Below are 20,658 nucleotides of genomic sequence, written 5' to 3' on the forward strand. Positions count from 1 at the left end.
CGTGTTTCTGGAGAGAAAGTTGCCATTCATTTCCAGTTGGCCGTTGAAAGTGAAAACATCGCGGTATATTTTTTGTTAGATGAAAGTTTGTGTCATACATAGAGTGTGATCAGAATTTATATAAGAAATAATAACAAAATTTGTAATTATATGAAATTTAGTAAGAAATGATAAATAAATAAATCATTGTTACTGTATTTTAATTAAAAAGTTATGACAAAGGGAATGACATTGGAAATATGAACGCTTCCCGGCTTGCGGGCTTCTATCCATGTATGCGGGAAGCCTGACCGGGCTTTCCGGTAACGATGAAATAAATACATACCGTCATGTTTGCTCCAAATCAGAAACCCGATACCGCTCGTGCCGAGAACTCCATTTTCGGTTCTCCGGAGGCGGACAATATTTTGCCCAAGACTCAATTTCCCGACTATGCGATGCGTCCCGAAGACGCCTACCAGCTTGTGTCCGATGAATTGATGCTGGACGGCAATGCCCGCCAGAACCTGGCAACCTTCTGCCAGACCTGGGATGAAAAGCAGGTGAGGATGCTGATGAACATCAGCATCAACAAAAACATGATTGACAAGGATGAATATCCGCAGACGGCGGCCATTGAAATGCGCTGTGCCGCCATTCTTGCCAATCTGTGGAATGTAAACCAGGATGAAAAGCCCATCGGTTGCTCCACCATCGGTTCCAGTGAAGCGTGCATGCTTGGCGGCATGGCTGCCCTCTGGAGATGGCGCGCCCGCCGCAAGGCTGCCGGCAAGCCGATTGACAAGCCCAACCTCGTATGCGGTCCCGTGCAGATCTGCTGGCACAAATTCTGCCGTTACTGGGACATTGAAATGCGTGAAATCCCCATGGCTCCCGGAAAATGGAAAATGGATGTTGAACGCATGCTGGAACAGGTGGATGAAAACACCATCGTGGTGGTGCCCACCTTTGGCGTGACCTACACGGGCGCTTATGAATTCCCGGCGGACATTGCCAAGGCCCTGGATGACTATGAAGCCAAGACCGGCATTAACATTGACATCCATGTGGACGGCGCCAGCGGTGCGTTCCTGGCTCCCTTCTGCGCTCCGGACATTGCCTTTGACTTCCGCGTCCCCCGCGTGAAATCCATCAGCACGTCCGGACACAAGTACGGCCTGGCCCCCCTCGGCTGCGGCTGGGTAGTGTGGAGAGATACTTCCGAACTGCCGGAAGGCCTGATCTTCAACGTGAACTATCTGGGCGGGGAAATCCCCAACTTTGCCATCAACTTCTCCCGCCCTGCCGGCCAGATCATCTGTCAATATTACGACTTCATTCGCCTGGGCAAGGAAGGATACACCAATATCCATACCCAGGCATATGACGTGGCGCAGTACATTTCATCGGAAATAGCCAAGCTGGGACCGTACGAATTCATTTGTACGGGCGATCCCAAGGAAGGCATCCCCGCCGCCTGTTTCTTCATCAAGGACGGGCAAAAGACGAATTACACCCTCTTCGACCTTTCCGACAAGCTCAGGACGCGTGGCTGGCAGGTGCCTGCCTTCACGCTGCCCGCGGATTGCCAGGATACGGTCGTGATGCGCGTGATGGTTCGCCAGGGCTTCTCCAAGGACTTGGCGGACCTCTTCCTGGAAGACTACAAGCGCATGATCGATTTCTTCGAGAAACACCCGGTCACCTCGCCGATGACCGCGGAAGAAGGCACCTCCTTCCACCATTCCTGATGGAAGAGGCCTCATAAGGCTTTTGTTGGATGAATAAGTGTGTGTAAGCACGGCTCCGCAGTTGTCAAGGTTTGTGCGTGGACCTGGCGGCTGCGGGGCCTTTTTATATCCGGATGGCGCGAATGTTCTTTGCAGAAAGGTTTTCCTTTTTTCTTCACATGCCGTTCCGTTTATGGGCCGCACTTGAATCTTCGGAATCCGGCCTGTTCCGCACTGGCTGGCCGCTCCGTTTTTCCCTGTGCCGGATTTTACGGAAACCGGGCACAGGGCAGAAGGAAACGGACGCGGGCCGTTCAGGCATTCTTCATATGCTCCAGCAGGGAGCATATGCAGCAGGAATGCCGGAAACACAGGTCTTCATGAATCTGGAGAAGAGCCTGGTGGTGCCATGCCCTCTTGAGGAAGGCGGCCGCATCTTTTCTCTTTCCCAGAAGGCGCTGGTGGATGGAAAGGACTCTGGCGCCCGCATGAACTCCCTGGCGCGTCAGATACAGTTTCCACGCCTTCTCGGAGCCTTCCCCCGGCAGAATGTGGTTGATGATGAATTCCTGAATGCGGTCGTGGCCCATCAGGGCCATGGGGTTTTTGGAAGGAGCGGAAGGCAGCGTGACATGGTTGCTCCAGTATGGATGTTTCAGGGAGGAAAGATAACCCGCCAGATCATCCAGATGGTCGAGGGTGCAAAGCCGCTGGAAGGTGGAAAAATCAGCGGCAATAGTTGCCAGAGCGCCGACGCGCCGCTGGGGATGATTGGCTGGCCTGCTGCCCGACAGTGTCCAGGGAAACAGGCGTTCCGGCGCCAGTTCAAAATGCTCGCGCAGGGGCCACCATTGCGCCCACAGCCTTTTATGGTGGGTTACGGCTTCCGGCGTGCAGGAATCGGAAAGCACGGGAACCAGAAAGCCTGCGGCACCGAAGAGCAGGGCTTCGGGGCAATCCCGGAGCATACGCAGGGGAACCCGCTGTGCCAGATGGCGCATGGCGTTTTTATTGGCGTGGTAACCCAGCGTTTCCGCCAGGTTTTCGTATAAAAGCTGCGAGGGATCCGCCAGTTTGGCTCGTTGCGCGTGCCGGCGGTGCTTGAGTTGGAAGCGGTGAGCGGCCGCGGATTGCAACAGAGTTTCCACCTGTTCGGCAGGCATCGTTTCCAGAATCTCCGCATGGAGGCAGGAGCGTTCCGGTGCAGCGGCCGGTACGGCTCCCGCACCATTCAGCATGGATGCCGGAATGACGGCCAGAGGGATGCGTTCATGCCGGGAATTGCGGGTGAACCATTCCCTGCGGCTCGGGGTGCAGACAAGATGCAGAATGACACCGTCAAATGCGGGATTGGAGCCGTGATTGTGGCGTTCCCAGTCTTCCGGAGCGGAATCCAGTTCCATGTCTCCCGTGTGTGTAACGTCGTCCAGTTGAATGCGGGCATTCAGAAAATCCGGCCCGGCGGACTTGTTCCAGTCTCCGCAGTCCACAATACGGACGGATCTTCCCAGGTCGTCCGTGAAGGAAAAGCCGAACCTGCCTTCCAGCAACAGAAGCTGAAGCGTGCGTTCATCCGGCAATGTGGAATGCCGGGAACCGGCCCGTTCCCTGACGGAATCCGCTTCATTGGAGGAAAGGGCGCTCCTGTACAGGGAGGCCAGGGAACTCATGTCCATATCCGGAGGGGAGGATTTACTGGTCCTTCTGCCTCTTCAGCTCGTCTTTGAGGCAGTCGGTAACATTGCGGAACTTTTCTTCGTTCTCTTCGCTCAGCTCGCTCAGAGTCAGATGGGAGTCGAGAACATGGAGGGTTTGGTCCCTGGCGTCCAGGTGAACGGTGGGGGCGGTTTCCGTACCGAGGTTGGCGCGTATTTGCTCCACCTTGCCCCGCCAGGGAGCGGTGGGCGGTTCAATACTCAGCAGGGCGTCCAGTCCCAGGCTTTCCAGGGCGCAAAGGCAACGTTCGCTTGGGGAAGCTATCTGCACGGCTCCGTCAATGGGCATCAGCCTGCGGGCCAGCCCCGCGAGGGTTCCCATGAAAGTGGAATCAATGCCGGAGCATGTTTCCAGATCAATCACGATCAGGCGCCCTCCGGAGGCGATGTATTCGTCCCCCAGGGACTTCACCGTGGGACTGTTGGAAAAACTGCCGCGGCCGGAGCACCGAATCCAGAGGAATTCGTCAAAACGACCGAAAAGGATGGAAGAATTGTTATTCACGTTATTGGATAATGGAAACCGTATGAATAACAAGAGAAACAGTTCCGGTCAAGTCAGGATTTAAGATGCATGGAGGGATGCAGGAGAGGCTGCCCGCAGGAAGGAGCAGCAGTTGACGGACCGTCACAAAACCGGACGATTGAAGGCCATTCTGGTTCCTTCTCCCGTGCCCGGCAGGAACCTGTAATAAACCTCCAGCATCAGCGTGGCCAGGCACTGGCGGTAAATCTTGTCGTTGATGGTGCCTCCGTTGCTGTTCACCAGGCCGCCGGGGCCGGGGAATCCGTTGGGGGCAAAACTGCCGTCGGAAGCCTGTGCTCCCAGGGTGGCGTCGCGGAACGCCCTGTTGTAAGCCGTCCACACGTCCCCGCCGCGGTTCATGGCCGCCTGCACGCCGTAGTAATGCTGGTAGAGGTTGGAAGAGGTGTTGTTAGCCTTCCAGTTGAAAGGCTTGTTGGTATTCTTGAGCATCCAGTCCAGGCCCTTGCGCGCGGCGCTGTCGGAGCCGCTGCCGCACATCTGCAGGGACAGCACGCCCACGCCAACCAGGGACGGGCGGGCGGTAGCGTCCTCCCTTCCTTCCTGCATGTAGGTAAACAGACCATCCGGTTTGCTGCACTTGCGGCAGTACATGGCGGCCTTGCGCAGGGCGGTGCGGATGTCTCCCTTGGTGGGTTTGATGCCGCCGTGTTCCGCGGCCTTCAGGGCCTGCACGTTCCATCCGGTGACGGAAAGGTCCGTGTGGGCGCCGGCCCTGGTGTTGTAATTGTAGGCCCAGCCGCCGTCAGTGTTCTGGTTGTCCAGAATTTTATCCACGGCCTTCACGACGACCCGTTCCAGATTGGAGATGGAGGGAATGTCCATCTGCTTGCAGAACGTGTACGCTTCGCAGAGGGCGTAGGTGGCTACGGCGTGGTCGTAGCTGACCTCGTTTCTTTGCGGAACGAGGGAAAGAACGGGAGCCTTCATGCCCTGGTCAACGAGGAAGGAGATTCCCTTGAGCACATTCTCTCCGAACTCTTCGGAAAGCGGGGTTTCACAGTGGGCCAGGTAGGCCAGCAGGGCGAGCCCCGTCATGGAACATTTGTAATTATGGGGAGTGCCGCCCCAGGAGCCGTCCTTGTTTTGCTGCTTTTTGAGCCAGCGGAGGGACTTGACGACGGCCTCCTCGCACTGCGGGGTGCCCCCGTTCTCCGTGATGCGCTTCATGCGGTCATTCAGGTCGCACCGCTTGGAAAGAGTAATGTTGTCCGGAGTGTATCCGCCTGGTCCCTTTCCGTTGTCAAAGCCGATGTTGTTTCCGAATTCCAGGCCGTCGGAAAAGGAATCGGAGGGAATTTCCACGTCAATTTCCGGATTGTTTATCGGGACGTCCGTGGCGGCGGTGGAGACAACGATTTTTACTTCCGAGTTTCGCTGAGAACTGCTGGGACGTTGTGGCCGGGTTATTTCCGGTTTGATGGGGTCCTCGCCTTTTCTTTCGTCCGTCGGGTACACGGTGACGGCAGGATCTTCCGGAATGGCGGTGATGATATTCACCAGATAGAGCAGGAGTCCCATCAGGGCAACGCCGAGAAAGGAGACGGTAACGGCGGCAGCCAGGGATTTGGCGCGTTGCCTTTTTAATTCCGCCAGGACTTCTTCTGTACTTTCAATATGCAGGCTCATGAATAGATGGGTTGGTTATTGATTTCACCATCTCTCCAAAATATCTCATGAGCAAGATTAAAATTTATAATTAGCTTGTAATGAGTGTGTTGTTACCAAATTGTTACTTATGCGGAGAATATGTTCTGCGCCTGCATGGCTTCAGGGACTGCTTCCGGAAGAGGTCGGCCGCAAAGAAAAAGCCGCCTTTCCCGGAGGAAGGGCGGCTGTGGAAAACTGATGAATCCCGTCAGGAATTCTTGGTTCCTTCACCGGTGCCGGGAAGGAAGCGGTAGTAGGTTTCCAGCATCAATGTGGCCAGGCACTGGCGGTAAATATTCTTGGACTTTCCGCTCAGGCATTCGGCATAGCCCGTATCGTTGTTGCTGAAGCTGCCGTCCGGCTTCTGGCCGCCGAGAACGGCATCGCGGAAAGCCCTGTTGTAGGAGGTCCATACATCCCCGCCGCGGTTCATGGCCGCCTGCACGCAGTAATAGTGCATGTAAAGGTTGCTCTTGACGTTCTCCGTGCCGGAACCCTTGCCCCATTCCAGTGTCTTGACGTTGTTCTTGATCCAGTCCAGCCCTTTGCGCGCGGCGCTGTCGGAACCGTTGCCGGTCATTTGCAGGGAGAGCACGCCCACGCCCACCAGGGAGGAACGGGGACTTTCCCCGTTTTCCTTATAGGAGAATTTCCCGTCGGGCATGACGTTCTTGCGGCAGTACATGGCGGCCTTGCGCAAGGCGGTGCGGATCTCGCCCTTGGTGGGCTTGACGCCGCCGTGTTCCGCGGCCTTCAGGGCCTGCACGTTCCATCCGGTAACGGAAAGGTCGATGTTCGGATTGATCCTGTTATTGTAGCTGTAAGCCCATCCTCCGTTGGGGCACTGGGCATCCAGAATCCTGTCCACAGCCTTCACGACGACCCGTTCCAGATTGGAGATGGAGGGAATGTCCATCTGCTTGCAGAACGTGTACGCCTCGCAGAGGGCGTAAGTCGCTACGGCGTGGTCATAGCAGATTTCCTTCAGGCCGGGTTGTTCGGAAATAACCGGGTTTTTCATGCCCAGGTCTACGAGGAAGGAAATGCCCTTGAGCACGTTCTCTCCGAACTCTTCGGAAAGCGGGGTTTCGCAGTGGGCCAGATAGGCCAGCAGGGTAATGCCGGTCATGGATGCCTTGAACTGTCCGTCGCCCCAGGAACCGTTGCCGTTCTGCTGCTTTTTGAGCCAGCGGAGTGACTTGACGACAGCCTCCTCGCACTGCGGGGTGCCCCCGTTCTCCGTGATGCGCTTCATGCGGTCATTCAGGTCGCACCGCTTGGATATGATGCCGGGAATGCCTCCGCCGTCCCCGTTTCCGGTTCCGATGCCGAAGCCGTCGCCGATGTCGATGCCCGTGGAAAGTTCCTCGGTGGGGATTTCCACGTCAATATCCGGATTGACCACGGCCACGTCCGCGGAAGCTACGGCGGCAATGACCTTCACCTGGGCTGCGGCGGAGGAACTGCTGGGCCGCTGGGTGGTCTGGGTGACCTCCGGAGTGTCGATGTCCGGGTTGTCGCCTTCCTGGGTGGCGTAGGCCACCATGGGAGGATCTTCCGGAATGGCGGCGATGATGTGCACCAGATAGAGCAAAAGGCCCATCAGGGCGACGCCGAGGACGGAAACGGAAATGGCGGCGGCCAGGGTCTTGGTGCGCTGCTTTTTCAGTTCTTCAAGGGCTTCGTCGGTACTTTCAATATGAAGGCTCATGGAGAGACGTGTCTGGTTGATGCCACGGCAATTCTCTTTTTATCCTTGAAAAACGGAGAGTTGCCGACAGGCAAAGTGTGCTGCAAGCCCTGCTGTTCACAAGGCTGGCAGCATACTAAAACCAGACACGGCGGTCTGTCAATCAGATTAGGAATTTCTGGTTCCTTCTCCCGTGCCCGGCAGGAACCTGTAATAAACCTCCAGCATCAGCGTGGCCAGGCACTGGCGGTAAATCTTGTCGTTGATGGTGCCTCCGTTGCTGTTCACCAGGCCGCCGGGGCCGGGGAATCCGTTGGGGGCAAAACTGCCGTCGGAAGCCTGTGCTCCCAGGGTGGCGTCGCGGAACGCCCTGTTGTAAGCCGTCCACACGTCCCCGCCGCGGTTCATGGCCGCCTGCACGCCGTAGTAATGCTGGTAGAGGTTGGAAGAGGTGTTGTTAGCCTTCCAGTTGAAAGGCTTGTTGGTATTCTTGAGCATCCAGTCCAGGCCCTTGCGCGCGGCGCTGTCGGAGCCGCTGCCGCACATCTGCAGGGACAGCACGCCCACGCCAACCAGGGACGGGCGGGCGGTAGCGTCCTCCCTTCCTTCCTGCATGTAGGTAAACAGACCATCCGGTTTGCTGCACTTGCGGCAGTACATGGCGGCCTTGCGCAGGGCGGTGCGGATGTCTCCCTTGGTGGGTTTGATGCCGCCGTGTTCCGCGGCCTTCAGGGCCTGCACGTTCCATCCGGTGACGGAAAGGTCCGTGTGGGCGCCGGCCCTGGTGTTGTAATTGTAGGCCCAGCCGCCGTCAGTGTTCTGGTTGTCCAGAATTTTATCCACGGCCTTCACGACGACCCGTTCCAGATTGGAGATGGAGGGAATGTCCATCTGCTTGCAGAACGTGTACGCTTCGCAGAGGGCGTAGGTGGCTACGGCGTGGTCGTAGCTGACCTCGTTTCTTTGCGGAACGAGGGAAAGAACGGGAGCCTTCATGCCCTGGTCAACGAGGAAGGAGATTCCCTTGAGCACATTCTCTCCGAACTCTTCGGAAAGCGGGGTTTCACAGTGGGCCAGGTAGGCCAGCAGGGCGAGCCCCGTCATGGAACATTTGTAATTATGGGGAGTGCCGCCCCAGGAGCCGTCCTTGTTTTGCTGCTTTTTGAGCCAGCGGAGGGACTTGACGACGGCCTCCTCGCACTGCGGGGTGCCCCCGTTCTCCGTGATGCGCTTCATGCGGTCGTTCAGGTCGCACCGCTTGGACACGATGCCGGGAATGCCTCCGCCGTCCCCGTCTCCGGTTCCGATGCCGAAGCCGTCGCCGATGTCGATGCCCGTGGAAAGTTCCTCGGTGGGGATTTCCACGTCAATATCCGGATTGACCACGGCCACGTCCGCGGAAGCTACGGCGGCAATGACCTTCACCTGGGCTGCGGCGGAGGAACTGCTGGGCCGCTGGGTGGTCTGGGTGACCTCCGGAGTGTCGATGTCCGGGTTGTCGCCTTCCTGGGTGGCGTAGGCCACCATGGGAGGATCTTCCGGAATGGCGGCGATGATGTGCACCAGATAGAGCAAAAGGCCCATCAGGGCGACGCCGAGGACGGAAACGGAAATGGCGGCGGCCAGGGTCTTGGTGCGCTGCTTTTTCAGTTCTTCAAGGGCTTCGTCAGTACTTTCAATGTGAAGACTCATTCAGTGGAAAACTATTCGCCCGAAGTATAGCGGATCTCCCCCGTCGGGGCCGAGCTTAAAAAGCCTGGCTTTGTCATGATTCGCATGATGACCAGATGTGCATGAAAAGCTTCCTTGTAGTAAATGCGTTGCTTTTTCCGGTTTCTTTCCGGAGAAAGCTTTTCCCTTTTCCGGTGCTGCGGTTGTTCCGAATGGCAGCATTTCGTTAAGCGGTCTGCGTATGGATCACCGGGCGTTTTCGTTCGGAATATCCGCAGGAACCGTTATTCATGGGGTTTTAGGGTCGCCGAAATAAATGATGAGTATCACGGGAATGACGACATAGAAGAACGCCATGATGAGGAAAGTGCCAAGCGCTGCCTTCCACGTCTCCTTGCTGCGCTGCTTTTTCTGCTCCTTTAGCGCGTTTTCAGTACTTCCCATGTGCAGGCTCATATGAAGTCTCTCCTTCGGCCATTTTTCGTAAGGATAATGGCTTTCCCCCGGTGGTGGCAAATAAAAAAATCCCCGACATGAAGTACATGGCGGGGGATAGAAAAGAGGAATGTTTGCGGAGCATTTAAATCAATAATGGCCGCCGCGCGGACCGGTCATCCACTTCCAGGCGGTTTCCACGATTTTGTTAGCATCCTTGCACTGGGCTTCCCAACCGAGGATTTCCTTGGCTTTTGCTGGATTGGCGATTAGGCGGGGCGGGTCTCCTTCCCGCCGGGGGCCGTAGCGAACAGGTATCTTTTTACCGGTGACTTTTTCAGCGGTTTCCAGGATTTCCCGGACGGAAAGCCCCAGGCCGGTACCCAGGTTGAAGCACTCCGTGGAGCCTCCCTTCATCAGGTAGTCCACGGCTTTCAGGTGGGCGTCCGCCAGATCGTCCACGTGGATGTAGTCCCGGATGCAGGTGCCATCCGGAGTATCGTAATCCGTTCCGAAAACTTCAATGTATTCCTTTTCCCCTGTCAGCGTAAGCAGGATGTTGGGAATGAGGTGGGTTTCCGGTTCATGGTCTTCCCCGATGAGACCGTCCACACTGCATCCGGAGGCGTTGAAATAGCGCAGGAAAACGCTCTTGAGGCCCCAGGCGCGGTCGCAGTCCTTGCATACCTTTTCCAGCATGTACTTGGAGCTGCCGTAGGGATTGATGGGATCCTGCTTTTCCGTTTCCGGAATCGGAATCTGGGTGGGAACCCCGTATGTGGCGCAAGTGGAGGAAAAGACGAAGCGCTTGACGCCGGCCGCCTGCATGGCGCCCAGAAGAACGAGCGGTCGCGCGATATTATTCATATAGTACTTGAGCGGATTCTGGACGGACTCTCCCACGTTGATGTAGGCGGCGAAGTGGATCACGGCGTCAAAATTGCCTGTCATCAGGAGCGGATACACCACGGAAGCATCGCCCAGGTCCCCTTTGACCAGCTTCACTTCCGGATCCACGATGGCTCCGATATGTCCATATACCATGTTGTCCAGGACGGTTACGTCAGCGCCCGTCTTCACGAGCTGGCGTACCGTGTGGGAGCCAATATATCCGGCGCCGCCGGTTACAAGTACTTTCATGATCTTATCAATGCTGTTAAGCCGGGTTGTCCCTGCCTCCGGCCAGGGCGTCCGCACATTCCAGGGCCTGAAGAACCACCTGGTCCATATTCAGGTAACGGTATTGTGCCAGACGCCCGATAAAAGTGACATGTTTCTCCCGTTTTGTCAATTTGCGATATGCCTCCGCTAATTGGTCGGAAGCCCCGGAAGGGATCGGATAATAGGGTTCTTTTTCAGGGGTCCAGGCATCCGGATATTCCCGGATGACGGTGCTCCCCGCCACCTGCTGCCTCGTGGCGTGCTTGAGTTCCACGATTCTGGTCCACGGAACGGCCGTATCCGGGTAATTCACCTGCATTTCCGGCTGCCAGAATCCTTCCTTGCCGGAGACGGGAAAACGTTCCTTCAGTTGGTCCGCAGAGAAATGCTCCCTCTCGAACCGGAGGCTGCGGTAGGGCAGGCGTCCCAGGGAATAATTGAAATAGGCGTCCAGCGGTCCGGTATAGATAAGATGGTCCCAGGTGACGCGCTCCTTCACCTCTTCAAAGGAAGTGGAAGTGAGAATCCTGATCAGGGGGGAGGAGGACATACGCCGGAACATGGCCGCATACCCGTCCCGGGGCAGGGCCTGGAAAGACTCTTTCAGGTAGGAATCATCCCTGTTGGTGCGGATTGGAATGCGTCCGCAGACAGAAGGGGCCAGCTCCGTGGCGGGAACGCCCCACTGCTTGAGCGTGTAGGGAGCAAAAAACAGGCGGTACAGGGTCTTTCCCGCGGTACGGAGCATGAGTTCCTCCGAATTGGCGGGCGGCCCGTCTTCCGGAGTCCGCTCCCGGTCCAGCCATGCGCGGAACTCCTCCTCCGTGCATTCGCGGCCCATCAGTTGTTCAAAAGTGCGCAAATTGACGGGGAAGGACCAGTAACGGCCCTTCGTGCAGCTTTGCACTCTGTAGCGGACGGGATGCCAGTCCGTGAAACGGCTCAGGTAGTTGACGACGCGTTTGCTGTCCGTCCTGAAATAATGGGGACTGTAGGGATGGACCAGCACTCCGTGTTCGTCCTGCATGTCGTGGCAATTGCCGCCGATGTGGTCCCGGCGGTCGATGACCAGGCAGTCCTTCCCCAGCCGGGCGGCGATCTGCTCTGCGGCGGTCAATCCGGCCAGCCCGGCTCCCACGACTAGAAAGGATGCGTGCATGGAGGCAGTATAACCTATATGCCAAAATGCGGACCAGTCTTTTTCCCTGATATTCCGCTGTTTTCCGGAAGGCTCCTCTTCATGCCGGAAACTGCCCCGCTTTTTACTGGTCCCGGATGTATGTTTTTGAGAACATTGCCGCATGAAGCCGGTTGAGATCAGGAATGTTCTGGAAGAACACGACGTGCGCCCCAGCAAATCGCTCGGGCAGAACTTCCTGACGGACGAAAACGTGGCCCGCTGGATTGTGGACCAGCTGGAAATCCAGCCGGAGGACTGCGTGGTGGAAGTGGGACCGGGGACCGGAGCCCTGACTGAACACGCCGCACCGCTCTGCCGCAGAATGATCCTGGTGGAATTTGACGCCCGCCTGGCGGAATACCAGAAAAACCGCTGGGCCGGAGATCCCCATGTGGAGGTGCACCACGCGGACGGCGCTTCCTGGGACCCCCGCGGACTCTTTGCGGAAGCTCCTGTCAAATTCCTGGGCAACCTGCCGTATTCCGCCGGAGGGGCCATTCTGCAAAACTTTCTCTCCCGGCCCAGTCCTGTGGAACGGGCCGTCGTGATGCTCCAGAAGGAATTCATTGACCGCATTCTGGCAACTCCGGAGGACGATGCCTTCGGCCTGCTTTCCCTGCGTATCCAGAAAAACTGGATTCCCCGCGCTCTCAAGACCATTCCTCCGGAAGCGTTCCATCCCCGTCCCCGGATTGACTCCACCGTCATGCTCCTGACGCCCCGGCCGGCGCGCGAACTGCCGCCATATGACGACCGCCTGATGGACGAATTGATGAGAAAGGCCTTTTCCCAAAGGCGCAAGCAATTGAAAAAACAGCTCCCGTCCACTCCTCCGTGGGACGAAGTCGCCGCCTCCCTGGGAATATCCCTGTCCGCCAGACCGGAGGAACTGAATCTGGCGCAATGGGTGGATCTGGCGCGGGCTTATGACTCCAACCCTCTCAAGGACGTAGCCCAGAGCGGAGACGAGCTGTTCGACGTAGTGGATGAACTCAACCAGATGACTGGAACGGGAACGCGCCGGGAAATTCATGAAATGGACCTGCGCCACCGTGCAGTGCACATGTTTCTGGTGAACAAGCATGGAGCCGTGCTGCTCCAGAAAAGGTCCATGTGGAAGGACAGGCAGCCGGGCAGGTGGGACTCTTCCGCCGCCGGGCATCTGGATGCCGGGGAAGATTATGATCAAGCGGCCGTCCGGGAGCTGGAAGAGGAACTGGGCGTAACCGGCTGTGAACTGCGGCGCATTGCGGACTTTGACGCCGGAGAAAACAACGGCTGGGAATTCGTCGCACTCTATGAAGGCCGCTATACGGGCAGGGTACGTTTCCCCGCTGCGGAAGTGGACAGCGTGCAATGGTTCACCCCGGAACAAATCCAGGCATGGGTGGAACGCCGCCCGCAGGACTTTTCACCCGCATTCATTCCATGCTGGAATGCATGGCTGGCCGCGAACAAAAAAGCATTATCCTGACTCAAACACATATCATGATTAACCCTGATCAATTATCTCCGGAACAGGTCCAGTCCATCAGGGACTGGGCGGAAGAAGGCTTTGACCTGAACGCTATTCAGAAAAATCTGCATGAAAAACTGGGTCTGAAGCTTACATTCATGGATACCCGTTTCCTTTTGCAGGATCTGGACATTCACCTCAGGCAGCCGGAAGCTGCCCCCCAGCCGGAACAGTCTGAAATGGAAGCCGCCCCGGCTCCCTCCCCGCTGCTGGGCAAAACTCAGGTGAGCGTGGATGAGGTGACGCCGCCCCATGCCCTGATGGCGGGCAAGGTTCTGTTTAAAAGCGGGGCCCAGGGCGTGTGGGACATTGACCGGACGGGCCGCATCAACTGGGACGCCACACGTGGGGAACCCACGGCAGATGATCTGCGCGAATTTGAAACGGAGCTCCAGTCCGTCATCCGCAGCCGCATGGGTGCCATATAACCCTTGCCGGGAATGGAAACGATGGAAATACCGGATGAAATGATTCAAGACCTGCTGCCCGCCGTACGGGAGCAGGTTTCCGCTCCGGAAACGGCCTATGTAAAAGCCTGCCTGGAACGGCTTACGGAAAAGCTGGAAGAGCAGGAAGCCCTGGAGCTGATTGCTCAGGCACTGGCTGTCGTCGTCAATGAAATGGTGGTAGGCGGCCGTCCATTTAACCCGGAGAAATACAGGACCCTTCTGAAGGATTTGCCGCTCCTTCCGGACGAGTCTCCGTGATAAATCTCGACAATCTCCGGGATTAATTCATAATCCGTCCTTTCACTTGAAATTTTATGGCTAAAAAACCATCAGAAACAAGTGCTCCGGAAGCGTCCGCCGCCCAAAAGCCGGCTACCCGGAAAACCGCTGCCAGAAAGGCGGCGGCTCCGGCTAAAAAGACTGCCGCCAAGGCTGAAGAAAAGCCAGCTGACGCCGCTTCCGTAGAAGCACCCAAAACCAAAATCAAAACGGTTAAATCCGCCGCGAAAACTGCAGCCAGGACGAAAACCGTGAGAGCCGCCAAAAAGACGGCTGCCAAGGAGTCCCCGGCTGCTGAAGAAGCCCCCGCTCCCGCCAAAACCCAGGAATCCGCAGCCCCCTCTTCTCCCCAGGTTGAGAAAAATGCGGTTTCCGAACCGGTAAAACAGCCCGAATCCGGTTCTCCGGTCAAGGTCAAGCGTGAATCCTACCACCCGAACCGCAATCAAGACCAGCAGGAACGCCATGAACAGCACGGAAACGAACCTTTCGCCCAGCCGGAAACCGTGGGAGGAGGTTCCGACACTCCTTTCAACAAGCGCAAGCGCCGCCGCCGCAACAAAAAAGGTAATGGCGGTTCCGACGACCGCCAGCCCGCCATGCAGGATACGGCGTCCCTGAAAAATCTGGACGGCAAGAAAGTCGCCGCCCGTGCATGGAAAATGTTTCTGGCTGAAGTCTCCGAAGAGGGCCTTGCCCTGATGGACGACCAGACTGCCCGCGAAGCCGCACGCCGCGCCTTCCGTTGTGCTGAATTCTTCATGATGGAGGAATCCCGCCGCAAGCAGAGCCAGAAAGCTGTCTCCCAGCAGGGAAGGAACGCTTCTCAGGAAGAAGACCGGGATGCCGAAGAGGCAGTCGGCGAGGAATAAAAATTTCCTGCTCATGTTTTCGCCCTGCGGCCGCGGTCGCAGGGCTTTTTTATGGGGAAAGCCGCAGTAAGCCGGGATTTTGCGACGGCAGGATATGGCTTTCTCGGCTGCATCTTTTCTGGAAAGTCCTGCCGGAAGGACTCTGCCTCCCGCATAAGGGGGAAAGCCATTGAGGGATTCACGAAGATCCGGGCGGAAAAAGTTGCGGAAAAACCTGACAGGATCTCCAGAGCGCGGTAAGGATAAAGCCGGAATCATTCCCCGTGTCGCTGATCATGAAAACGCATTTTGAGCAGAAACAAATGTTTCTCTCCCTCCCCATTGACGGAGGCCACAATACTTCTTGTTCCGAGCACATATCCGCGCAAACACACTTGTTCATGCCGGACTTAACAACGGGTTCCCTCACACGAACCTTTATAGGTGAATCCGTAAATCCGCAGCGCTTCCTTTGCCGGAAAGATGTCTTCTCCCGAAAACGGCGGCTTTCAGGAATGTCCATAATGCTCCCGGACAGGATTGCCGGCAGCATACATTGTCACCCAGATGACGAAAGGAATATACATCAGATAAAACAAAATTTGGAAAAACACACCCTTCCAGATTGATTTCCTGCCAGGCCTGTGTATGTAAGTCTGACAAGAAGAACTCCCGTACATGCCAGCAACACTTATAGTACAATTTCCCGGAACGTGTAAACATTCATGGAGTTGCTTCCTTGCTCACGAAGGCGGACAACCATCATAAGCAACGGGATTGCCGCCTCCGTCGTCAAAATCCCATTCCTTGTGTTCATTTGCCCAATCATCGGTGAACACATGGATGCACAGAAAATAGGGAGGATTGTCTGTCGCCCGGAATGCATACGTCACCTGATTTCCGGCGTGCAGGGCAACCCGGAAGTACAAGGAATGCAAACAGGAGCTTAATATCTTGTTATACCCGTTTGAACAGGGCACATCCGTCTTCTATCATTTTCCGGGAATCGAGGAAGCCAGGTTGCCATCAAACCTTTTTGCCGCGCCATCTGCCGCTCTTGAGGTACCACCATGTCAGGGAAATAAGGACGATCCCGTAAATATGTTCGGAAAACCAGCACAGAGCTACATCCGGCTTAAGCACGATAACGCCGTAATAAACGGCAGCCGTATAAACGGCAAGCGTGATCATTTCCATCACGAATCCCGCCCTGGTGTTTCCCGTGCCGGAAACTGCATTGAACAAAATGAAGGCGGGTGCCGAAATCAAGGTGGAAGTAGCCATGATGTACACGGAAGGAATACTTGCTGTGATGAGGGAGGGATTGTCCGTGAAAATCCTGAGGATGGGTTCCGGGAACAGGCACAGGACAATCAGGAGGGGAATCAGCAGGGCATAGGCAAGGTTCAGCGTCATCCTGCAGGTCTTGAACAGAAAGCGCTGTTCCCCGGCCCCGATCTGATTGCTGATCAAAGCCCCCGCTGTAGTGGCGAATGCACTGATAATCATGATGAGCATGGCCGCTATGTTGCGCACGATATTGGTGACGGCCAGGGGCCGTTCCCCCAGGTGCTCAATCGCCAGGAAGAAAATGAACCAGACGGAAACGGAAAGGAAGGACTGCACCATCGTCCAGCCGGAGATGGACAGCATGCCCTTTAGCAACTGGGGACGGAACGTGAACGCCCTGCGGAAACCATACTTCCTCTTGTCCGCCGTGATGCCGGTGTAAATGATAAAAAAGACCAGGGAAACGGCTTCTGCCACGCTGGAGGCGATTGCCGCCCCCGCCACGCCCATCGCCGGAAAACCGCCCTTGCCGAAGATGAGGCAGTAATTCAGGACGACGTTGCTCAACAGCATCACAATGGAATTGACCGTCAGGATCTTCGTCTGGGTGATCCCCACGTAGTAGGAGCGGAACATCACGCACAGGAAGGAGAAGAAAACGCCGTAAGTACGCCAGTGCAGATACTCCATGGTGGCTCCGAACACCTGCGGAGATTCGATGGCATGGCGCAGGATGGATGGGGAAAGATACCGGGAGGCGAAGAAAAGCAGAAGCGCGAGGGCAAGCATGAAATAGCAGCCCTGGATCATCGTGGGCGCGATGCGGTTGTACCTGCGTTCCCCGTTGCGGCGCGCGATGATGATTTGAGCCCCGAATCCAAATCCGAACGCCAGCATGAACATGGCCATGTAATATACGCCGCCGAGGGCGCAGGCTCCCAGGGCCACGTCTCCCACGCGTCCCAGGAAGATGGCGTCCGTCAGCCCGATCATGTGTTCAATGATCAGGCTGATCATGAGTGGATAGGACATGAGCCAGATTTTGCGGTAGGAAACGGTGGAAGGATTATTCATGACAAGAAGGCCTGCCGTTATTGCTGTTTGCCGGGCCAGGCGCGGAGAGTCCGGCATTGTTGATGCAAACCGGGTATTTTCAAGAGGGAACTGCGTTTGTCATCCGTGTATGACGCGGTAAACGGATGTTTGACGGCACGTCAGCTCAGGGGAAGCCTAGTCTCCGGATAACGGATGGGCGACTTGGAGGGTTGCTTCATGAAAGCCAGCACAAAGGCGACCATACCCACGCGCCCCACGATCATGTTGAACACGATGATCCACTTGCCCACATCGCTGAGTTCCGGAGTGACGTTCCAGGAAAAGCCGACAGTGGCGAAGGAGCTGACCACCTCGAAAAACAGGCGTTCCAGGGAAAGGCCCGGCTCCGCGAAACACATGACCATCGTCATCATGCCCACCCATGCCCCGGCCAGAATGACGGTGATGACGGAGCGTTCCACCACGCTGCGGGCAATGCGGCGCCTGTGCATCACGACGTCCTGCTTCCCTTGCAGGATGCGCGCCACCTCTCCGCAGGAAACGGCAAAGGCGGTGGTATGCACGCCCCCAGTCGTGGAACCGGGATTTCCGCCGATGAACATGAGTGCGGAAAGGAACAGGGCATAGGGCACGCTATTGAGCGCCATATCGGAAATATTGAATCCGGCGGTGCGCGCCGTGGCGTTGAACAGGCTCTCCCACAGAATCCAGTACCAGGGGTCGGAAGAATTGAACACGCTTCCGTCGATCATCTTGATCAGAAACAGGACGAGGCCGCCGCCCAGCACCAGCGCCGCCGTCATGCGCACCACCAGCCAGCTGTACGTGGACCAGTGGCGGCTGACCGTATCCCGGCGGTCCCAACCCAGGGCTACCCTGGCCCTGCGGACAATTTCCAGATACATGGCAAAGCCCAGGCTCCCGCACAACACCATCACCATGATAGTGATCTGCCCTCCCATGTTGTAAGCCACGTCCGGCGTAGCCAGATTGTCGGCAAACAGGCTGAAACCCGCATTACAGAAGCCGGAAACGGAATGGAACACGGCGTACCACCACAGCGTATCCCCTTCCAGTCCGGGAATGCCGCGCCAGGAAAAATAAAGAGCGACGGCTCCCAGGGCTTCCACGCCGAACGTGACGGCAATGATATTCTTGATGAACCGGTCCACCTGGGTGATGCCCTCCTCGTCCAGAAGATTGCTGATGGTTACCTTGGAGCGCAGGGTCAGCCCCTGGCCCACCATCAGGGAGACGAAATAGGTGAATGTCATAATCCCGAACGCGCCGATCTGGAACAGGGCCAGAAGAATGGTCTGGCCGTAATTGGTGAAATGCTCGTGAACGTTCAGGGGAACCAGGCCGGTCACACACACGGCGCTGGTGCTGATGAAATAGGCGTCCGTGGGGGACAGGGAAATGCCTTCCTTCGTGGCGCCCGGAGACATCAGCAGGGTTCCCCCCAGCGCAATGAAAGCAATCAGGGTAATCAGGAAAAGCAGGGCAGGGCGGATGCGCGGCATGCGGAATCCCCTCTTTCTGCGGGCAATGCGGAAAAAATACTCCTTCAGGTTCAGCAGCGGAGCCGCTCCATAGCAGAGGCACAGCGCACGGAAAATATTCTGAAGCTCTATCCTGGAAAAGAAGGCGGAATTCGAATAATTCCCGATCAGCATGACGAGAATGAGAAGCCCCATGCCAAGCTCCACCCAGCGCGGATTCCGAATGGTCTTGGAGAGCCATTTTTCACGGAGAATTCCGATCACTCCCGCCAGCTGCCCGAGGACCAGCAGAGAAAGAATCTCCCGGAAATAGCGCAGGGAAACCTGGTCTTCGTGAATCGCGTCAAACCCGTTCAGCCACAGAAGCCACATCAAGGCGCCCAGCGTGCACATGCCGAACGCCAGTTCCATGATCTCGAAACGGTTTAAAACCGGTTTTTCCCTGTTCTCATTCACAAATCTGAAAATGGTGCCCTCTGAATGCCGTCGGAAGCCTACTGCATACGGAAGGATTTGAGAAGTCCTTATATCGTTTTCCGGGCGCCATGGAAGGGAACGGAAAAAGCCGGCCGTAAAAATATTTTTCCGAATACACGGGAAAATGGTTGCAAAGAAGGCCTTCCTGTGCATAATAACTCCCGTTCTTACCAAACCATGTGCGCTCGTGGCGGAATTGGTAGACGCGCTAGATTCAGGTTCTAGTGGGGGCAACCCCGTGAAGGTTCGAGTCCTTTCGGGCGCACCATATAACCCCTTTTAAGTTAACAGCTTGGAAGGGGTTACTTGTTTCAGGGGGAGTTCGTGCAAATTTCATGAAACGGCCCCAATCTGTGTACAAAGTGTGTACACTTTCGGGCTGTTTTTACCCTTATTCCACAAGGAGTTTTTGTCATAAAGATCGCACAATGAACGGCCCGTATGGCCGTTTTGTAAAACGGAAATCTGGCGAATTATATATAATTGATACAATATCAATATATTGCGTTGTTTTGTATCTATCTGCATTTTTTCCTATCAGATGAGGTGGCTGGATGAAACACTCTACGGCCATGGAAGGAAGTACTCAACCGGGGATGTCTATACTCAGGTTGAGGAAAACGAATTGTTCTGCGAAAATCTATTGCAGAAGGCAGTGAAGGTTCCGTCTTTGCGGTTCATTCAGCATCAGAAATGATGTTCGTAGCGAAGTTCTACCATCCAACGCAACGGATGCGTTGGCGCGAGCAGAAGTTTCAGCTGATGTGTTCCCGCCCCATTCGTTCCCCGTGCGTGGCGTGGCCGCACGAAATCCTGTACGATGAACTGCGGTGTTTTATCGGTGTGCTAAAGCCTTGGGTGGACGGTGTTCCGCTCGGGGCTTTAGCGTTTCATGCTGGGTTGATGCCGACAGTTTCCAGGTCGAGGACTATCCCTGTTCGGTCGGCACGGAACGGTTCCGGGCTCCGGAGCTTCACGGCAACTTCGGAGGCTTCCTCCGCACTCGCAGTCACGATGCCTACGCCCTGTCCGTCCTGCTCTTCATGACGCTAACGCTCGGTTTGTCTCCCTTTGCCCGGCAGGGCCATGGAGAAGACATGCAGGAAGCCGTTAGAAAAGGAATACTGCCGTACCCGTTTGCCTCGTACAAACCACCTGCGGGATTCTACCCACCCGATACCCCCGGACGCTATGTCTGGTCGTATCTCCCCCGCAAGCTTCGCGATGTTCTCGGTCACAACCTCACTTGTGTTCAGCGTCGCGATTTGCGTTCCCGCGCCATGCCGGGGTATCTGGCGCGTTGTTTGCAGCAATACCTCAGGGATATGGAACCGGGAGGAAGAAGGGATCAACCCATGTACCGGGATCTTCTATACGACCGGCCCTGTCCGCCCCGAAGTCTACTGGCGCAGATGACACCCAATGTCTGTACGGACTGCGGGATTCTCTTCCGGGAGGCTCCTGACGATGTCGCACGGCGTTT

15 protein-coding genes and 1 tRNA gene are annotated in these 20,658 nt (G+C 56.3%); 6 read left to right on the forward strand and 10 right to left on the reverse strand.

All coding sequences use genetic code 11. From position 1 onward, the window contains the following. Nucleotides 1-329: 329 nt before the first annotated feature. On the forward strand, nt 330-1,730 hold the full coding sequence (locus tag V3C19_RS02685; RefSeq protein WP_130083889.1) for a glutamate decarboxylase: 1,401 nt from the start codon (nt 330-332) through the stop codon (nt 1,728-1,730). 293 nt (nt 1,731-2,023) lie between these two features. Here the strand turns inward: V3C19_RS02685 and V3C19_RS02690 are convergent, their stop codons facing one another. The 8 genes from V3C19_RS02690 to V3C19_RS02725 all read right to left on the reverse strand — a co-directional run bounded on the left by V3C19_RS02690 (nt 2,024) and on the right by V3C19_RS02725 (nt 11,734). Beyond that, entirely contained in the window at nt 2,024-3,385 is a 1,362-nt protein-coding gene (locus V3C19_RS02690; protein ID WP_130083888.1) for a DUF2851 family protein, read from the reverse strand. 16 nt (nt 3,386-3,401) lie between these two features. Continuing rightward, nucleotides 3,402-3,929 (reverse strand): STAS domain-containing protein, encoded by a 528-nt coding sequence (locus V3C19_RS02695; protein WP_161981293.1) that lies wholly within the window; start codon nt 3,927-3,929, stop codon nt 3,402-3,404. A 123-nt stretch (nt 3,930-4,052) separates the two neighbouring features. Next, nucleotides 4,053-5,597: a prenyltransferase/squalene oxidase repeat-containing protein gene (locus V3C19_RS02700; RefSeq protein ID WP_149874171.1), complete on the reverse strand. Its 1,545-nt coding sequence runs from the start codon at nt 5,595-5,597 to the stop codon at nt 4,053-4,055. A gap of 229 nt (nt 5,598-5,826) precedes the next feature. Further along, complete coding sequence (locus V3C19_RS02705; protein WP_149875030.1) at nt 5,827-7,329, reverse strand: prenyltransferase/squalene oxidase repeat-containing protein; 1,503 nt, start codon at nt 7,327-7,329, stop codon at nt 5,827-5,829. A 147-nt stretch (nt 7,330-7,476) separates the two neighbouring features. Beyond that, a complete protein-coding gene (locus tag V3C19_RS02710; protein WP_154301845.1) occupies nt 7,477-9,000 on the reverse strand; it encodes a prenyltransferase/squalene oxidase repeat-containing protein in 1,524 nt (507 codons plus the stop codon). Nucleotides 9,001-9,267: 267 nt separating this feature from the next. After that, nucleotides 9,268-9,435 carry a hypothetical protein gene (locus tag V3C19_RS02715; RefSeq protein WP_153812532.1) on the reverse strand — a complete coding sequence of 56 codons (168 nt, stop codon included), beginning with the start codon at nt 9,433-9,435 and terminating at the stop codon, nt 9,268-9,270. A gap of 129 nt (nt 9,436-9,564) precedes the next feature. After that, on the reverse strand, nt 9,565-10,554 hold the full coding sequence (galE, locus tag V3C19_RS02720) for a UDP-glucose 4-epimerase GalE (protein ID WP_130083128.1): 990 nt from the start codon (nt 10,552-10,554) through the stop codon (nt 9,565-9,567). 16 nt (nt 10,555-10,570) lie between these two features. Further along, on the reverse strand, nt 10,571-11,734 hold the full coding sequence (locus V3C19_RS02725; protein ID WP_330937145.1) for a UDP-galactopyranose mutase: 1,164 nt from the start codon (nt 11,732-11,734) through the stop codon (nt 10,571-10,573). Nucleotides 11,735-11,876: 142 nt separating this feature from the next. On the opposite strand from V3C19_RS02725, the gene rsmA reads away from it, so the two are divergent. Genes rsmA through V3C19_RS02745 form a run of 4 tightly spaced genes read left to right on the forward strand, consistent with a single transcriptional unit; the run spans nt 11,877 to nt 14,871 of the window. Further along, nucleotides 11,877-13,229 (forward strand): 16S rRNA (adenine(1518)-N(6)/adenine(1519)-N(6))-dimethyltransferase RsmA, encoded by a 1,353-nt coding sequence (gene rsmA / locus V3C19_RS02730; RefSeq protein WP_295931743.1) that lies wholly within the window; start codon nt 11,877-11,879, stop codon nt 13,227-13,229. A 14-nt stretch (nt 13,230-13,243) separates the two neighbouring features. Beyond that, complete coding sequence (locus V3C19_RS02735; protein ID WP_295931741.1) at nt 13,244-13,699, forward strand: hypothetical protein; 456 nt, start codon at nt 13,244-13,246, stop codon at nt 13,697-13,699. A 39-nt stretch (nt 13,700-13,738) separates the two neighbouring features. Further along, nucleotides 13,739-13,978 (forward strand): hypothetical protein, encoded by a 240-nt coding sequence (locus tag V3C19_RS02740; RefSeq protein ID WP_130083124.1) that lies wholly within the window; start codon nt 13,739-13,741, stop codon nt 13,976-13,978. Between the two features lie 56 nt (nt 13,979-14,034). Next, entirely contained in the window at nt 14,035-14,871 is an 837-nt protein-coding gene (locus V3C19_RS02745; RefSeq protein ID WP_295931738.1) for a hypothetical protein, read from the forward strand. A 1,005-nt stretch (nt 14,872-15,876) separates the two neighbouring features. On the opposite strand, the gene V3C19_RS02750 is transcribed toward V3C19_RS02745, so the two are convergent. Both V3C19_RS02750 and V3C19_RS02755 read right to left on the reverse strand, forming a co-directional pair. After that, nucleotides 15,877-17,214 (reverse strand): MATE family efflux transporter, encoded by a 1,338-nt coding sequence (locus V3C19_RS02750; RefSeq protein ID WP_295931735.1) that lies wholly within the window; start codon nt 17,212-17,214, stop codon nt 15,877-15,879. A gap of 140 nt (nt 17,215-17,354) precedes the next feature. Further along, the gene (locus tag V3C19_RS02755) at nt 17,355-19,154 is read right to left on the reverse strand and encodes a potassium transporter TrkG (protein ID WP_295874205.1); all 1,800 of its coding nucleotides are present in this window, start codon (nt 19,152-19,154) and stop codon (nt 17,355-17,357) included. A gap of 202 nt (nt 19,155-19,356) precedes the next feature. On the opposite strand from V3C19_RS02755, the gene V3C19_RS02760 reads away from it, so the two are divergent. After that, nucleotides 19,357-19,443: transfer RNA gene (locus V3C19_RS02760), tRNA-Leu, on the forward strand. Nucleotides 19,444-20,658 lie beyond the last annotated feature (1,215 nt).

Origin of the sequence: Akkermansia sp. AE01SA01, assembly GCF_036417395.1 — a bacterium.
Classification (GTDB): Bacteria; Verrucomicrobiota; Verrucomicrobiia; order Verrucomicrobiales; family Akkermansiaceae; genus Akkermansia.

Bases quoted from the DNA above. Each gene is read 5' to 3' on its own strand.
- V3C19_RS02685 (WP_130083889.1), top strand. From the start codon at position 330: ATGTTTGCTCCAAATCAGAAACCCGATACCGCTCGTGCCGAGAACTCC.
- V3C19_RS02690 (WP_130083888.1), bottom strand. From the start codon at position 3,385: ATGGACATGAGTTCCCTGGCCTCCCTGTACAGGAGCGCCCTTTCCTCC.
- V3C19_RS02700 (WP_149874171.1), bottom strand. From the start codon at position 5,597: ATGAGCCTGCATATTGAAAGTACAGAAGAAGTCCTGGCGGAATTAAAA.
- V3C19_RS02705 (WP_149875030.1), bottom strand. From the start codon at position 7,329: ATGAGCCTTCATATTGAAAGTACCGACGAAGCCCTTGAAGAACTGAAA.
- V3C19_RS02710 (WP_154301845.1), bottom strand. From the start codon at position 9,000: ATGAGTCTTCACATTGAAAGTACTGACGAAGCCCTTGAAGAACTGAAA.
- V3C19_RS02715 (WP_153812532.1), bottom strand. From the start codon at position 9,435: ATGAGCCTGCACATGGGAAGTACTGAAAACGCGCTAAAGGAGCAGAAA.
- galE (WP_130083128.1), bottom strand. From the start codon at position 10,554: ATGAAAGTACTTGTAACCGGCGGCGCCGGATATATTGGCTCCCACACG.
- V3C19_RS02725 (WP_330937145.1), bottom strand. From the start codon at position 11,734: ATGCACGCATCCTTTCTAGTCGTGGGAGCCGGGCTGGCCGGATTGACC.
- rsmA (WP_295931743.1), top strand. From the start codon at position 11,877: ATGAAGCCGGTTGAGATCAGGAATGTTCTGGAAGAACACGACGTGCGC.
- V3C19_RS02735 (WP_295931741.1), top strand. From the start codon at position 13,244: ATGATTAACCCTGATCAATTATCTCCGGAACAGGTCCAGTCCATCAGG.
- V3C19_RS02740 (WP_130083124.1), top strand. From the start codon at position 13,739: ATGATTCAAGACCTGCTGCCCGCCGTACGGGAGCAGGTTTCCGCTCCG.
- V3C19_RS02745 (WP_295931738.1), top strand. From the start codon at position 14,035: ATGGCTAAAAAACCATCAGAAACAAGTGCTCCGGAAGCGTCCGCCGCC.
- V3C19_RS02750 (WP_295931735.1), bottom strand. From the start codon at position 17,214: ATGAATAATCCTTCCACCGTTTCCTACCGCAAAATCTGGCTCATGTCC.